This window comes from Shewanella mangrovi, from assembly GCF_000753795.1.
Lineage (GTDB): Bacteria > Pseudomonadota > Gammaproteobacteria > Enterobacterales > Shewanellaceae > Shewanella > Shewanella mangrovi.
In genome coordinates this window covers 99,172-115,429 of record NZ_JPEO01000010.1, presented here as the reverse complement: position 1 = coordinate 115,429, position 16,258 = coordinate 99,172, and the positions used below count along the sequence as shown (strand labels likewise).

At 51.6% G+C, this 16,258-nt stretch carries 12 protein-coding genes; 3 read left to right on the top strand and 9 right to left on the bottom strand.

Features of this window, described 5'->3' with window-relative positions:
- Positions 1-11 precede the first annotated feature (11 nt).
- Genes HR45_RS13015 through HR45_RS12985 form a run of 7 tightly spaced genes read right to left on the bottom strand, consistent with a single transcriptional unit; the run spans position 12 to position 9,095 of the window.
- Positions 12-1,742, bottom strand: coding sequence for a hydrogenase large subunit (locus HR45_RS13015; RefSeq protein WP_052074718.1), 1,731 nt, complete (start codon positions 1,740-1,742; stop codon positions 12-14).
- Positions 1,735-3,372: a hydrogenase 4 subunit F gene (locus HR45_RS13010; RefSeq protein ID WP_037443597.1), complete on the bottom strand. Its 1,638-nt coding sequence runs from the start codon at positions 3,370-3,372 to the stop codon at positions 1,735-1,737. Before HR45_RS13010 ends, HR45_RS13015 begins: the two co-directional genes overlap by 8 nt.
- A 5-nt stretch (positions 3,373-3,377) precedes the next feature.
- Positions 3,378-4,028, bottom strand: coding sequence for a hydrogenase 4 membrane subunit (gene hyfE, locus HR45_RS13005; protein ID WP_037443595.1), 651 nt, complete (start codon positions 4,026-4,028; stop codon positions 3,378-3,380).
- A gap of 9 nt (positions 4,029-4,037) precedes the next feature.
- On the bottom strand, positions 4,038-5,477 hold the full coding sequence (locus tag HR45_RS13000; RefSeq protein ID WP_037443593.1) for a hydrogenase 4 subunit D: 1,440 nt from the start codon (positions 5,475-5,477) through the stop codon (positions 4,038-4,040).
- A 15-nt stretch (positions 5,478-5,492) separates the two neighbouring features.
- Positions 5,493-6,440, bottom strand: coding sequence for a respiratory chain complex I subunit 1 family protein (locus HR45_RS12995; protein ID WP_081933480.1), 948 nt, complete (start codon positions 6,438-6,440; stop codon positions 5,493-5,495).
- A 13-nt stretch (positions 6,441-6,453) separates the two neighbouring features.
- On the bottom strand, positions 6,454-8,478 hold the full coding sequence (gene hyfB / locus HR45_RS12990; RefSeq protein WP_037443589.1) for a hydrogenase 4 subunit B: 2,025 nt from the start codon (positions 8,476-8,478) through the stop codon (positions 6,454-6,456).
- The gene (locus HR45_RS12985; RefSeq protein WP_037443587.1) at positions 8,478-9,095 is read right to left on the bottom strand and encodes a 4Fe-4S dicluster domain-containing protein; all 618 of its coding nucleotides are present in this window, start codon (positions 9,093-9,095) and stop codon (positions 8,478-8,480) included. The genes hyfB and HR45_RS12985 overlap by 1 nt, the downstream gene beginning before the upstream one ends.
- Before the next feature lie 657 nt (positions 9,096-9,752).
- Between HR45_RS12985 and HR45_RS12980 the strand changes: the two genes are divergently transcribed.
- Both HR45_RS12980 and HR45_RS12975 read left to right on the top strand, forming a co-directional pair.
- On the top strand, positions 9,753-11,858 hold the full coding sequence (locus tag HR45_RS12980) for a sigma 54-interacting transcriptional regulator (RefSeq protein ID WP_037443585.1): 2,106 nt from the start codon (positions 9,753-9,755) through the stop codon (positions 11,856-11,858).
- Between the two features lie 282 nt (positions 11,859-12,140).
- On the top strand, positions 12,141-13,787 hold the full coding sequence (locus HR45_RS12975) for a methyl-accepting chemotaxis protein (protein ID WP_037443583.1): 1,647 nt from the start codon (positions 12,141-12,143) through the stop codon (positions 13,785-13,787).
- Between the two features lie 61 nt (positions 13,788-13,848).
- Here the strand turns inward: HR45_RS12975 and HR45_RS12970 are convergent, their stop codons facing one another.
- Positions 13,849-14,340: a GNAT family N-acetyltransferase gene (locus tag HR45_RS12970; protein ID WP_037443581.1), complete on the bottom strand. Its 492-nt coding sequence runs from the start codon at positions 14,338-14,340 to the stop codon at positions 13,849-13,851.
- 191 nt (positions 14,341-14,531) lie between these two features.
- Positions 14,532-14,849, bottom strand: a complete 318-nt coding sequence (locus tag HR45_RS12965) for a hypothetical protein (RefSeq protein ID WP_037443579.1) — start codon at positions 14,847-14,849, stop codon at positions 14,532-14,534.
- Between the two features lie 270 nt (positions 14,850-15,119).
- Here HR45_RS12965 and HR45_RS12960 point away from each other — a divergent pair, with 270 nt between their 5' ends.
- Positions 15,120-16,247, top strand: a complete 1,128-nt coding sequence (locus tag HR45_RS12960) for a DUF418 domain-containing protein (RefSeq protein WP_037443578.1) — start codon at positions 15,120-15,122, stop codon at positions 16,245-16,247.
- The last annotated feature ends 11 nt before the right edge of the window (positions 16,248-16,258 follow it).

The window sequence follows — 16,258 nt, the reverse complement described above, 5'->3', positions numbered from 1 at the left end:
CTCCTTAGCGACTACTTCAGCGGTGAGTTAGTACGCTCGATGCCATAACGCTCCACCTCTTTGTAAGGCACGGTTTTACTGGTGCGCTTTTTCACATCAACAAACGTGACGCGGTCGGTGCAGGAGTAACATGGGTCGAGACTGCCGATAATCAGCGGTGCGTCAGAAACAGTGTTGCCACGCAACATGTAACGCAATGTGGTCCAGTTAGCGTAAGTGGCGGCACGGCAGCGCCAGCGGAACAGTTTCTGATTGTCGCCCGTCATGCTCCAGTGAATGTCATCGCCGCGCGGCGCTTCGGTAAAACCAAGGGCAAACTTGTGCGGTTGATAGGTAAAACCATCCACTTGCAGCGGACCGCCGGGCAGATTATCTAGGCCAAAGTCGATCATATTGAGACTGGTATAGACCTCGTTGATGCGTACTTTTAAGCGTGACAACACATCGCAGCCCTGCTCGCTGTGGATCTCCATTGGCAACAAACCGTAGCCAACAAAAGCATGATCGTAACGCGCATCGCGGGCGTGGCCACTGGCGCGCACCATGGGGCCGACGTTACTGAAATCACGGGCGATTTGCGGATCGAGACGACCAACACCGACGGTACGTTGTTCCATGTTGGGCGTACTCATCAGCACATCCACTAAATCGTTCACTTCGCGGCGCATCTCTTGCGCCAGCTTGCGGGTGGCAATCATGTCATCTTTGAGCAGATCGCGGCGAATACCACCAATCAGGTTCAAGCCGTAGGTTTTACGCGAACCTGTGAGGATTTCCGCCATCTTCATCGACACTTCGCGCACGCGGAAAAACTGCATAAAGCCGGAGTCAAAACCAGTGAAGTGACAGGCTAACCCAAGGTTGAGCAGATGGCTGTGCAGGCGTTCCACTTCCAGCAAAATGGCGCGGATCATCTGTGCCCGTTCTGGTACCTTGATGCCGAGTGAGTTTTCTACCGAGGTGGTGTACGCGGTGCTGTGGGCAAAACCACAGATGCCGCAAACACGGTCTGACAGAAAGGTCACTTCGTTATAACCCATGCGGGTTTCTGCCAGTTTTTCCATGCCGCGATGCACATAGAACAGACGATAATCCGCATCAACAATCCGTTCCCCATCGACGAACAGACGGAAATGACCCGGTTCGTCAGAAGTGACGTGCAGCGGACCAATCGGCACGATGCGGTTTTTATCGCTGCCTAATTCATTGATAAACGGATAGGTTTCATCATCGGTGGTTGGCGCTGGGCGTTGCCGATAATCCATGCTGTCTTTACGTAATGGATACAGCTCATCCGGCCAATCATCTGGCAACACCAAGCGGCGTTCGTCTGCTAAACCAACAGGGCGTAAGCCGTACATATCGCGGACTTCACGTTCACCCCACACGGCAGCCGGCACGCGTGGCGTGACTGCTGGATACTCCAACGTGTTGGCATCAACCAAAACTTTGACGGTAATCCAGCACTTCTCATGGGCTTCCATCGACAACACGTAATACACTGCGTAGTGGCCGTTGAGCGTGCGTTCATCGTTACCAAACAGCACGCTGAGCCAGCCACCGTGTTGGTAGTAAAGACTTTCGACGACCTCCGGCAGCATATTGGTTTTGACGGTGATCGTTAACTGATCCTCGGTTTGACGTTCTTCTTCGAGGATGGCTGTTGGAAACAGCGCCCGAAGCTGCGCGATATATGCGCCGCCGCGATTCTGGGCATTAGCAACAGTGGATTGATTATTCACGGGACATCTCCTGCGCGGAAGAATGGGAAGCAGTGTTCGTAGCTGTGTTCAAAACAGTGTTCAGAGCGGTTTTCTCAGCGCCGTTAGTTGCGCCGGGCAATTGCTGCTCGAGTGCATGTAACTCGCTAATGCCGGCTTGATCACCGTTGAGCACAATGGTGGTGGCTTGTTTCAGCAGTTGTTGTAAGGGTTGTGGAATGTGGGTGCCCATCAGCACCATCAGTACCATCAACACCGCCAGCGGTGCGGTGGTCTGCCAGCCAAGTTCACCTTTGCTGACGTTATCAGGTTGTTTACCAAGTACGGACATCACAATCATCCGCACCAAACCTGCCAGCACGATAGTGAGCAATGCCAGCAGTAACAGCACCAACCACAGATGGCCCGCACGAATACCGGCGGTGACGGTCATAAACTCACTGAGGAACAGGTTGAACGGTGGCATACCGCCGAGGGCCAAAGCGCCACCGGCAAATAGCGCACCAGATAACGGTGCCACACGTAACAAGCCTTTAACGGCGTTCATATCACGGGTGCCATATTTCAGCAGCACGTTACCTGAACCGCAGAACAGCAAGGTTTTGCCAAGGCTGTGATTCAGTGTGTGCAACATAGCAGCAAAGATGCCAAGTGGACCACCAATGCCGAGCGCCACCGCAATCAAGCCCATGTTTTCCACACTGGAATAGGCCAGCAGCCGTTTCATGTCGCGCTGCACCAAGATCAGGAACGCAGCCACCGCGACTGACAACAAGCCGAACACCAACAGCAAGCCTTGTGGAAATTCAGGGCCGATTGCTGCGCTGATCAAAATGGCGTAGCGAATAATCACTAACAGCGCACAGTTGAGCAGCACCGCTGACAACAAAGCAGAGGTTGGACTTGGTGCTTCTGAGTGCGCGTCAGGCAACCAAGCATGCATTGGGAACAAACCGGTTTTGGTACCAAAGCCAATCAACACGAAGATAAACGCCAAATGCATCAAACTGCTATCCAGCAAACTGGCGTGTTTTAACACTTCGCTCCAGAAGATGGCATCGCCCGGATTTGGCATTACATTGGCGGCGTTGGCGTACACCAACACAGTACCGTAGAGACCAAAGGCCACGCCGACAGTACAGATGATGATGTATTTCCACGCCGCTTCCAGTGACGATTGCTGACCATACAAGCCCACCAAAAACGCTGAACTCAAGGTGGTGGCTTCAATCGCCGCCCACATCAAAATCAGGTTGTTACTGGTGATCACCAACAACATAGTGAATAGGAACAGATGGAAGAAACCGTAGTAAGTGCCTAAGGATTTAAGGCTGACTTCGCCCTCTTCCAGCTCATGGTTCATATAACCGATAGAATAAATACCAGTGATAAAACCAATCACGCCGAGAATGGCGAGAAACAGTGAACTCAAACCATCGAGATGTAGCCAGTTGTGCCCCGCCAGTAGTTCACCTTGCTGATACACCGTCCACACCGCGAACAGCGATACCAACAGTAATAAGGTTGAACCAACACTATGCACCGCAGTTAATACTGCTCTTGGTGTACCCAAAAGCTGGCAGGTAAATGCGGCTAAAGCGGTGAGCAACGGGATCGCCAACAGGATGATAAATAATGTAAAAGTATCCATAGTCATCACCCTTTCAACGAAATCAGTTTTTGTACATCAAGGGTGTTCATGGTGCGGTAAATACGCCGCGCCATCAGCGCCATGATGATCACTGCAAAGATAGAATCGGTGGCAATACCAATTTCGACTAACTCCGGCGCTTTGTAGGCCAGTAGCGCCAATGTCAGATGCGCGCCGTTCTCCATCAGGCAGTAACCAAACACCTGTTTGAGAATGTTGCGCTGGCTGACAATGCACAGCAGCCCAATCAAAAAGTGCCCCAACGATACCGCCAGCACAGGTTTCAGATCGGTCAGCATTGGTAATTGCACCGGTTTGGTAGCGAAATAGCTGATCAGCACAATGATCGCGGCAATCATGATCAGCACCGCCGTGCTCAGCACGCCGCCATCGGCTTTAGGGTCAGCCATTTTGCGAAAGGCGCGATACATGATCAGCGGCACCAACACCACCTTGGTGATGAAGGCGCTGATTGACCACATATACAGCTCGTGAGCATCAAACAGCGATGCAAGGCTCAGGAAAATGCCCACCAGCACCAGTGACTGTAGCGCGTACAGCCCCGCCGACACCGTAGGTTTTCTGGCAGCGATCACCATCATCGAAGTGACGATCATCAGCCCGGCCAGATTGTTGACAAGAAGTGTTCCAGTCATGGTGATTCCTCAATTTAGCCAGTTGGCTGCAATAACGCTGGATACCAGCGACATCACAATCAGCACCAACAACACCAGTTTCATCGACAGTGGCAGCGGCTGGGCGCTCGCCAATTCAGGCGAAGGCTCACCGGGCACGGTGCGACCAAACCACATCAATAACCACGCAAAGCTGGCTACCGATTCAATCAACGCCACAATCAGCAGCGGCATCAGCCACCAGTGTTCGCCCGTCAGGCTGAAACCTGCAGCAAACAACGGGAATTTACTGAAGAAGCCGTTGAACGGTGGCACCCCAGCAATCGCCATCGCTGCTACACAGAAACCGATGCCCAGCAGCGGCATACTTTTGAGCATGCCGCGCAGTTTTGGCAGCATGCGCGTACCGCAGGCATAGCTCAGCGCACCAGCCACCAAGAAGAACAAACTCTTGGCGTAAGCGTGGTTGAAGATGTAGGCAACACCCGCATCAAAGGCCATCTCCGAATTGAAGGTGGACATGGATAATGCGAGGAAGATGTATGACAGCTGCGCGATGGTGGAGTATGCCAACAGGCGTTTCATATCTTTCTGTGGCAGATACATCAGGAAGCCGTACACCATAGTGATTGTCGCCATTACCACCCCGACCACGCCGATTTGGTGCGGTACGGTATCGGACGACATAATGGCGCGGGCAAAAATGTACACCCCCACTTTCACCATGGATGCGGCGTGTAAGTAAGCACTCACCGGAGTTGGTGCTTCCATCGCATCTGGCAGCCACATATGCAGTGGCAACTGAGCTGATTTACCCCAAGCAGCAAACAGAATGCCGCCGAAGACCACCAGCTTGTCAGCATCGCTGAGCTGTGCAATCGCGGTCAGTTCGAAGGTACCGGTTTTGGCAAATAACCATGCTGCGGCCAGATACAACCCCACTGACGCAATGTGGGTCACAATCAGCGCTTTTAACGCCGAGCGCAGCGACTTCGGACTTTGGTAATAACCAATCAAGCCCCACGAACAACCGCCGGTGATTTCGAAAAACAGCAGTTGACCGAGGATGGTGGATGACAGCGTCAAGCCCGCCATCGCGCCAATAAAGATCAGCAGCAGCGCGTAGTAACGGTTGCTGCCATCGTGGGGATGTTCACGGTTCAGCGCGGTCAAATAACCGCATGAGTACAAACTGATTAAAAAGCCAAGCGATACCACCGCAAAGCCAATCAGCGTGCTGACGCGGTCAATCACAAAGCCGAAGATTTGCGTATGACCAAAGCTGTAAAGTGGAATGGTGACATCGGTTTTACCACTGCCTAAATAGCTCAGGGCTAACCAGCCCATGCCAAGGGTGGCCAACAACGCAAATGCCGTACAAAGCACTTTGGCATAACGTTGCGGCGATAAGGCGATCAGCAGCGCCCCGATAAAGGGCAACAACATGGTCGCAAGCGCAATAGTTTCCATAAAATGCTGGTCTCCTTACAACCCAGTGAGATAGAACACGAACGCCAGCACCGCGATGCCGAAGCCCAGCCAAGTGACGCGACCAGTCAGTAAGAACCGACCACGCGCTAAGGTGTTTTCAATCACCGAGGCAATCACAAATATCAGCAGCAACTTCAGCAAAAACGCCACAGTGCCCAGCACTAAGCTGACCAAGCCGATATCCGCCGCTTTGCCAAACGGCACAAAGATCGCCAAGAACAAGCCAGCCACCACCACTTGCTTGAGGCTGAGGCCCCATTTCACCAGTGCCAGCCCTGAGCCTGAATACTCGGCTAATGGCCCTTCTTGCAGCTCTTGCTCCGCTTCGGCGACATCGAACGGGATTTTGCCCATCTCGATAAATACCGCGAACGCACACGCAATCAGCGCCATCGCCGTGGCGGTGGGCGCATTCCAGTGTTCCGCCGCAAAACTGCTGCTGATGTTGCCGATATTGGTCGAGCCAACAATCAGCGCGACCACCAGCAAACTCAGCATCAGAATCGGTTCCACCAAAATGCCGAGGGTCAACTCGCGACTAGCACCGATACCTGCAAAGGTGCTGCCAGAATCCAAACCTGCCAGTGAAAAGAAGAAGCGGAAAATGGCGAACATGTACACCACAGTGATCAGATCTGCGCCCGCCGCAATCGGCGCTGCTTGGCTGACTAATGGCAGTGTTGCGCCGACCGCCAACATGGTGCCAATCAGCACAAACGGCATAACGCGATAGATATTGCCGCTGCAACTGGGCGCCACTTCTTGGCGGGTCAGTAATTTGAAAATATCGCGGTACTCCTGCAGCACACCCGGTCCTTGACGCGAATGCATCTTGGCGCGAATGACGCGAGAGACACCGGAGAACAGCGGTGATACCGCCATCAGCAGTACCGCTTGCAGCAATCCGGCCAGCAGCGTTACCACAAAGGAACTTTGAGTCATCATCATCTCCTCCCTACGCCATGGTGACCAGTAACAGCACCACCAGTGCTGCGACCACGTATAAGCAATACACGCGGAAATCACCGTATTGAATGAGCTGCACTACGCGACTCAAGCGCTGCACGCCACCCACCACAGGCATCACAATACGGTCATCCCACACGGGTTCCACTCTGGCCGCCGCATCGGTAGTGACATCTAATGAGCGATGGAACGCCGGTGCCGGGTCGAGGGTTTTGCGCATGCGATACAGCGGCGCGAACAGCACTTTCAGTGGCTGTGCAAAGCTGCCCGCGGTAAGTGACATACGTTGTTCGTAACCGTAACCACACGCCCAAGGGGTGCCGCGTTGAATGAAGTTGAGGCGGTTGTTTTTGCCGGTGAAGCTAAACAGCAACAGTGGCAGCAATGGCAGCGCCAACAACATGATGAACAGCAGCGGCGTATTGAGGCTGGTTTGGGTCACATCACCCGGGAACACAGTGGCCGTCGTCGCCATACTTGTGGCGGTTTGGCCGCTGAGCTGTGCAGCAATCTGGATGATCAGCGGAGCCAGTTGCGCAGCGCCAACACCGAGCACGATACACAGCAACGCCAGCAGCCACATGGCAATAGTCATGGATGCGGGGACTTCAGTGGCGTGTTCCACTTGTTCGCTACGCGGCGCACCGCAGAAGCAGATACCGTACACTTTGACGAAACACATCGCCGCCAACGCACCGGTAATCGCCAACATCACAATGGCAATTGGGCCCGCCAGTTGCAGGCCGATATCACCGCCCTCCTTGCTCATGGTGAACAGTGATTGATAGGTAAACCATTCGCTGACAAAACCGTTCAGTGGTGGCAAAGCAGAAATCGCCATACAACCAATCAAGAACGCCATAGCGGTACGAGGCATCAACTTGCCAAGGCCGCCCATGATCTCCATGTTTTTGGTATGAGTGCGATAGATCACCGCACCAGCGCCAAGGAACAGCAGCCCTTTAAACAGCGCATGGTTAATTAGGTGATACAAGCCACCAAGCAGACCAAGCAACGCCAGCAGCGGATGATGGGTCGCCATGCCGATCATGCCCGCACCCACACCCATCAAAATGATGCCGATGTTTTCCACGGTGTGATATGCCAGCAAACGTTTGATGTCGTGCTCAGCCAGCGCATACAGCACACCCAGCACTGACGACACCGCACCAAAGGCCAACACCACAATGCCCCACCAGCATTCAGTGGCACCGAGCAGATCGACACCAACCTTAATGATGCCGAAGATACCAATCTTCACCATCACGCCTGACATCATTGCGGAAGCATGTGAAGGTGCTGCGGGGTGTGCCCGAGGCAACCAGCCGTGCAGCGGTAACATCCCCGCCTTGGCGCCAAAGCCAAAGAAGGCCAACAGGAACACCGCCGAAGCTTCGCCCACGGGCATGTCTGCGGCGCGGAAAGCCGCAAAGTCGAGGCTGCCCGCGTGGCGATACATCAAGAAGAAGGCCAGCATGATCAGCACCGAACCCGCATGGGCAATCAGGAAGTACAGCAAACCGGCACTAACGGCCTCATCGTCTTGTTCGGAGATCACCAAGAAGTAAGAGCTAAGCGACATCGCTTCAAACAGCACGATAAAGTAGAAGGCGTTATCCACCGCTACCAGCGCCACCATTGAGGCGATAAACAGGTTCATAAAGAACCCCATCGCCCAGGCGCCTTTGCCGCGATACTCTTCCAAGTAAGCAAAAGAGTAGATGGCGCACACCACGGTGAGGATGGAAATTACCAGCACCATAAAGGCGGCCAGCAGATCGAGCCGCAAGGTCAAATGAGCAAAGGCCGCAAAGGGCCCTGCATAATCAGCAGTAACCATCTGACCACTGAGTAAAATTGGCAACGCGCAGACAATGCCAGCAATACCGCCCAGCAATGAAAACACCCCGCTCAATTTAATGGCTAACGCTTCGTTGCGGTTGAGTAATAGCGACAACAGCGCGCCTATCACGTACAAGAGTAAGGCGGTGCTTAACCAACAGAGTGCCGTCATTATTTGTTCCCTCCCGCCGCTGGTTTCGACACCGCATCCGCAGGCCATTCGACCAAGTTTGTCACTGCGGTCAGCTGCCGTTTGCGTTGCCCGGCCTGCGCTAGCGCTTGATCACTGACCATGACAATCGCGCCTGTGGGGCAAGTCTCGATACACGCAGGGCCTTCAGCGCGAAAACTACATAAATCGCACTTCACCGCCACTGAGCGCACGCCAACACGCCAATCCAATAACGGACTGACAGGCAATGCAGGACGAGGCGCGGGGGCAGCCAGTGATGTACTGACATCATCAGCCATATCGACAGGTTTAGAGCCACTCAGGCTGATGGCGCCGAAGGGGCAAGCAATTGCACATAGCTTGCAACCGATACAGAGGCTCTCGTTGAGTACGATGGCTTCGTCTTCATGACGAATCGCGTTTACCGGACACACTGTGGCACAAGGCGCGTCTTCACACTGATGGCACATCTGCGGTGCAGAATCATCTGCAGTGCGCATGACCACCAGTCTGGGTTCACGTTGTAACCCTTGCTGTTTATGTGCCTCTGAACACGCTGCCATGCAGGTATTGCAGCCGAAACACAAACTGGGATCGGCAATGACAAAACGGTTCATATACTCTCTCTAAGCACTTCATCCCGCAGTAGTTAGCGCCGTCGTCACTTTTGACGAAACTGCCATCAGTGACGACGCTGTCGACATATGACGAAGACACAACATCGCGGGATAACTTCCCAAAAAACCGGCAACAAACACTGCTGCTCTGCTGCTTAGCGCTTAATGTGGCGCCAACAATGTCAGCTGTTGTCGGGCTTGCGGCCTAAGCAAATTACGCAGGCCAATGGCATGAGGGAGCATTTTCTGCGCCAAGTGCAGCAATAGTGATTTTTACTGTTTAAAATCAGACAAATAACTGCAAACATCACAAAAAACATGAGCGTTATTCGCTGTAAGAATCGACAGTTGCGATGAACTGATGAGCACTCAGTATTAGCACCATAGTTGCTGGCATTTATCTTGCTCAGCTTTGCGCAGTGGTTGATGGCGAGCACCACGCTGGCAAACAACCTTGGCTCGCTAAAATTGAGTTATTTATTAGAAAATTAGAATAAAGGGCTCTTTCACCCAAAGTTGGCAGCCTGTCGCATTTTACGCCTTGCGTCTGTGATTAAATGATGCGTCGCTGAAGAACGACTTTGTTGTGTGGTTGTGCCCTGATCATTTTTGCCGGCCAGCAACTTTCGCCGCAAATCCAAGGGAATACGTCGAATTATGACGCAACGATTTCAGTATCTTAATGAACAGAAAAACTGCTTGCGACTAACTCATCAACTGCTGGATCAGGCTGATGTTGATGGACTATTACGTTGTCTCAATCGCCACCTGCAGCACTCTCCGTTGCCTTTTCCCTGCAGCATTTTGCTGGATAATCCTCGTCAGGGGCCGATGCTATACCAGTTACAGCAAGATAACGTCAGCCCGCTCGACGATGAGATGTTGCTACAAAACGGTCCGCTGCGGATTGTAGAGGCCACCCAGTCAACGCTGCATCTGAGCCAAGACGAATACCAACAACGTTATCCGGCGTTATTTCAGCAAACCACTGAGCAGCCTTTTAATGATGCGCTGATTATTCCCATTCTTAACCATCGTCGCTTACTCGGTTACTGCGAACTGCGCCGCGCTGATGCTGGCCGTTTCGATGCCGACGATGAAGCTTACGCTGAGCTAGTGGGCGAATCTCTGGGGGTTGCGCTGGAACATCTGCAGGCGCGCTTATCCTTAGGGCTCGAACAGAACCAACTCTGTGAAGAGCGCGACGACTTTCATGTGCTGGTAAACGTCACCAATGCGGTCATCACCGAGCGCAGCGTCGAATCGTTAGTGGAAAAAATTGCCCACGAAATTCACTGCTATTTCGGCATTAATGCCATCAGTGTTTGCTTGCCCGATACCGACCCATCACTGCTCAATCTGTATAACGCCTTTTTTACTCAGCCGGGAAAAGCACAACGTTCCCACAAACGTATTGCCGCCGAACACAGTATTTGCCTTTCGGTCTTAGAATCTGGAGAAATCCAGCTGTGTGAGTTAGACGAACAAGACCCGCGCGCACATAACGAAACCCAACTGTTTGGCTTTTGGCCCGCCGCCACTCAACAGCTGTGTTTGATCCCGATAAAGTTCGCAGGACAAGTATTGGGCGTACTGAAATTAGCTCAGGCCGATAGCGGCTGTTTTAAAGGCTCGCGCTTGCAGTTGTTGGCACAAATTGCCGAACGTACCGCCATTGCCGTAGACAACGCCCGCGCCTACCAAGAAATCAACCGTCTGAAAGATAATCTGGTTCGCGAAAATCATTACCTTAGTGAACAGGTCGAAAGCCTCAGCCACCAGCAGTTTGATGAGATTATTGGCGCCAGCCGCTCCATTAAAGACGTACTGAAACAGGTCGAAATTGTCGCCCGCACTGACTGTTCGGTATTGCTACTCGGTGAAACTGGCACCGGCAAAGAGGTGTTTGCCCGCGCCATTCATCGCCTTAGCCCACGCTCAAGCAAACGCATGATCAAAATGAATTGTGCCGCAATGCCAGCCGGATTAATGGAAAGCGACCTATTCGGCCACGAGAAAGGCGCATTTACCGGCGCCAGTAAAGAACGCATGGGACGCTTTGAGATGGCGCATCACAGCAGCCTGTTTTTAGACGAAGTGGGCGATATGCCGCTAGAGCTACAACCTAAATTGCTGCGGGTATTGCAAGAGCAAGAGTTTGAACGGGTTGGCGGCAATCGCTTAATTAATGTGGATGTTCGCCTCATTGCCGCCACCAACCGCGATCTGCAAAAAATGGTGGTCGATAAAGAGTTTCGGAGCGATCTGTTTTATCGCCTCAATGTGTTTCCAATTCGCCTGCCCGCTTTAAGTGAGCGTCGTGATGATATTCCGCATCTGGCCAAGTTTTTTGTCTCTCGTGCCTGCCAGCATATGGGACGCAATATCGATAGTATTCCCGCGCCGGTGCTGCGGCGGCTGCAAGAACTTGATTGGCCGGGCAACATTCGTGAACTGCAAAATGTCATTGAGCGAGCAGTGTTACTCAGCAGTGGGCATGCATTACAACTGCCACCAGAGCTGGAAGAAGACGACTCCGCCGAGCGTGAATTTTTGAAGGTGAACAGCCGTCCAGTATTAACGGCAACAACCCGCAATCACGATGAAGATGATGAGTACCAGCGTATCGTGTCGGTATTACAGGAAACCAACGGCATTGTTGCCGGGCCTCGTGGTGCCGCACACAAGCTGGGGCTCAAACGTACCACTCTACTGTCGCGCATGAAGCGACTCGGTATCGATAAAGACGCAGTGTTGGAATAACGCAGCAGCGGATTAAAATCCCCATCCCCCATTAGAGATATTTTCTCACTCCGTGCCCCTCTTGCGGTTTTCTCTGCTATTTTTAGTAAACTGATCAGCGCGTTATCGGCAGTGCTGACGGCTGTCTGATTGGCGATTGCAATCATCAGCCCTCACCATGTTCGATATTCATCTGCTGAATGAAGGACACTTCTCCTGTTCGACACCTTTCGTCATCATCGAAGTTTCAAACGGACTTACGCCAACGATTAACTGCTACCTCAGTGGTAAGGGTGTAAACCTATGTCGACGCTATTTGTATTTTTACGCAAATTTAAAATCACACAACGCATGTTGGGCATGATCATCTTAGTGGTGGTTGCAACCCTCATCATGTTTGCCTATTCACTCTATAACCTCAATCAAGCATTATGGTTAGAGAAAGAAAATAAGCTCAATGCCTTAGCTGATGCTGCAGTCACCATTGTCGATAAATATTATCAGGAAAGTAAACAGGGATTGATTAGTGACGCAGAAGCGAAACAACAGGCAATTGCCGCATTGGATAACCTACGCTATTCCGGCAATGAGTATTTTTTTACGCTTAATCGTGATGGCATTATGGTGCAACACGCATTTGCCAAAAAGCTGATTGGCACCAATGTGCTGCCGATGAAAGACCCACATGGGGTACAGCTATTTCAAAAAATGCTGGATGTCACCGCTAATCAACAAAGCGGCCATGTGTCATACATGTGGAATCGCCCCAATGCCGTCACTCCCAGTCCAAAAATGAGTGTAGTAAAGCGCTTTGACGCCTGGCAATGGGTAATTGGCACCGGTATCTATGTTGATGATATTGACCAGCAGTTGTCCAAATTTACGGTGACCAATCTGCTGATTTTTGCAGTGCTGTGGCTGCCAGTGCTTTTGCTGCTATATATCATCAGCACCAGTGTCACTAAACCGCTACGTCACACCATTGCCGCCATGGAGAATATTGCCACTGGTGAGGGCGATCTGACGCAACGCATTGACGAAAACGGTAATGATGAACTCACAGAGCTGGCACATTATTTCAACGTGTTTATCGGCAAAATTCATCAGGTGGTCAGTTCGGTAAGTCAATCTGTCGGCCAAAGCCAAAAATTAGCTGGCGGTTTGGCTGACATTGCCAATGAAGCCAACGAAATAACCCAAGAGATGCAAAGTGAAACCCAAAGCGTGGCAACAGCCATCAATGAGATGGCGATGACCGCGGCAGAGGTTGCGAGCAATGCTCAGCAAGCAGCAGCCAATACCGGCGATGCTGATCATCAGGCCAATGCCACTACAGAGGTCGTCGGCAAAACTATCGACAATATTAATTCCTTGTCGAATGAGTTGGAAAATACCGCCATAGAAGCTCAAGCGTTGCAAAGCAGTTCAGCTGAGATAGGTAAGATCCTCGAAGTGATCGCCGCGATTGCCGATCAGACCAATCTGCTGGCATTGAACGCTGCGATTGAAGCTGCACGTGCTGGTGAAGCCGGACGCGGCTTTGCGGTTGTCGCTGACGAAGTACGTACACTTGCCAGCCGCACACAACAATCGACACAAGAAATATCGACCATTACCGATGTGATTCGGCGCACCATCGAACGGGTGAATGCTTCAGTGACCAAGGCCCAAAGCCAGTCACGCGATACCGTCACACAAACGGCGGCGGTGGTACAGGCGATTGACAGTATTAAGCTGGCGATCAGCCAAGTGTCAGATATGAATGCGCAGATTGCCTCAGCCACAGAAGAACAGAGCGCGGTCATTACAGAGTTAAATATGAATATCACCCGTATCAATGATATTTCGGCAGACAATCAACGTAAGAGTGAAGTGGTTGCCCAAAGCAGCAATCAATTGCAGCAGGATGCTAGCGGCCTTGGCCAGCTCATTGCGGTGTTTAGAATCTGATAAGGTTAACGCTAACAATAGCAACGCTCCAATTCACGGAGCGTTGCAGATAATCCTTTAACTACAAACCGGTCACTGCGCTGCGGCGTTCCATAAACACTACATCACGCCATTCACCATTGAGTTGTCCCAGTTTTTTACGCACCCCAAGGATACGGAAACTGTTGCGACGATGCAGTGCAATGCTGGCCTGATTCTCCGGAAAAATCCCCGACTGCAGTGTCCAAAAACCTAGAGCTTCCGATTGGCTCACCAAGTTTTTCAACAATGCATGTCCAACACCTTGACCACGCGCTTCTTGCGTCACATAGATGCTCACTTCAGCCACGCCACGATACACTGGACGATTGCTGATGGCCGATAACGCTGCCCATCCGACGAGCTGCCCCTCCATTTCGGCAACTAATCGGCATACAGAGATCATGGCGTCATCCCACTCTTGCCAGCTTTTCACTTCAGTTTGAAAAGTGGCGAACCCAAAGTCGATACCTTCTTGGTAGATGGCCTGAACCTTTGGGTAATCTTGCGGATTAAATTCCCGAATATTAATCATGATTCCCTCTCGTGGTAAAACCCGCTGACTCCTCAACGTTCCCACCAAGCAGCATACTAGATGCTTGTTTACAAAACTGCGCAGTAGCACTACTTATCTTTATGATTTTATCTGCGTTTAGTCACACATCATGGCGCAAAAATGCGATAGGAAAAACGTTTACGCTCTTCCTTGATGATTCAGGGATCACATTAGGGTTGCAGCAACGACGCTAAGATAAATCCGGCAATCAATATGATAATAGGCAGCCAATTCAACCATCTCAGTTGCTGATAAAAGCGCTGTATACGTTCGTCATTGGCGGGCGACAATTCACCATGCGCGATAGCCTTGAACACTGCACGAAAGCGTTCATCATCGGTCCGAGTGTTGTCGGTTAAGATTTGAAAGTTGTGTTGATAGTGATGTTGCACATAGCCGACTAACTGTTGTCGACGAAAGTTGCGCAACCCCAGTACGCCAGCAATCAAAATACCGGACAGTACGATATAAGCCTCAACGTAATTCATGAGTTCCTCTCATTCGGTCGCAGGCCCTGCAATACGGGAGCGTTAACTTAGAGGGTTCAACCGTCTATTAATGCGATCTATCGCGCCTTTCAGTTAATTCATTATTGCTGCTATACAAGTGCCAAAGTGGTGAAGCATGGCGCTATCATCTACCCGGTAACTACGCTTTGCTAAAGCGCTGTCATCAGCTTGTTTGGCGCAAAAGCAACACAAACACCAAGGCTTCCGCTATGATGCTGACATTAAGAAATCAAAGGACGAGTTCTTAGCGTGTCTCAATCCATTCCCTCTCACCGTTTAGCCAGTATTGATACCATTCGCGGCGTAGCGGTATTAGGCATTTTGCTACTCAATATCTTCTCCATGGGCGTCAGCTATTACGACTATGTGCCACATCAACCGGTCAGTGGTTCAGATTCTTTGTGGCAGTTGCTGTACTTTTTTGTCCTTCGAGATCGCTTTATCTCTCTGTTTGCCATGCTGTTCGGCGCGGGACTGTACCTGCAATGGCAACGCTTTGAGCAGCATACGGACTCAATTAAACGCCGCATGTACTGGCTGTTACTGTTTGGCGTTTTGCACTGTGTGCTGATTTGGTTGGGCGACATTCTGTTTAATTACGCCATTTGTGGCCTAATTTTACTGCGCTATCTGTCTTTAGCGCCTAAGCCAATGTTATCACTGGCGCTGCGCTTCTTTGCCATGGGTACTCTACTACTGGCCGCCTCTTCCTTACTGCTGGATACCCCACTGCCGATTTATCGAGAGTCAGAGCAATATCAACACGATGTGGCGATTTGGACTGGCGATTATTGGCATCAAGTAAAACTACAGGCGCTATTTTGGCTGGGCGATCTGGTGATCTTTCCACTCACCTATCTGTGGCAATTGTTAGGACTGATGCTGCTTGGCGCCTATGGTCTGCGCAGCAACTGGTTTACCCAAGGACTGCCGCAGCTGGCCAAATATTTACTGCCCAGCTCATTTATCGTGTCGGTCTTTGCATTCGTCCTATCGCAATCTTCTAACCCGCTGCTATCAGTGCTGGCAGAGCCCGTCGTCAGTGTCGCTGCAGTGCCGATGTCGCTGTGGATGATCCACTGGCTGGTCACCACAAAGCGGCTCGCGGCATCGCTTGCACATCGACTGCAAGCGGTAGGTCGCATTCCGTTCACCTTATATATTGGTCAATCTGTGACAGGTGTATTGTTGCTGCGTCATCTAGCGCCGCAGCTTAACTACCTTCTCGAGTGGTATCACTATCTGGCGTTGGCAATGCTGTGGAATATGCTGCAACTGCTCATTGCGCCCATGTGGCTACGCTATTTTTCGCAAGGGCCGTTGGAATGGTTATGGCGCAAACTCGCGTTTGGACGCAGTTACCATCCGTTTAAATGATAAGAAAGGAC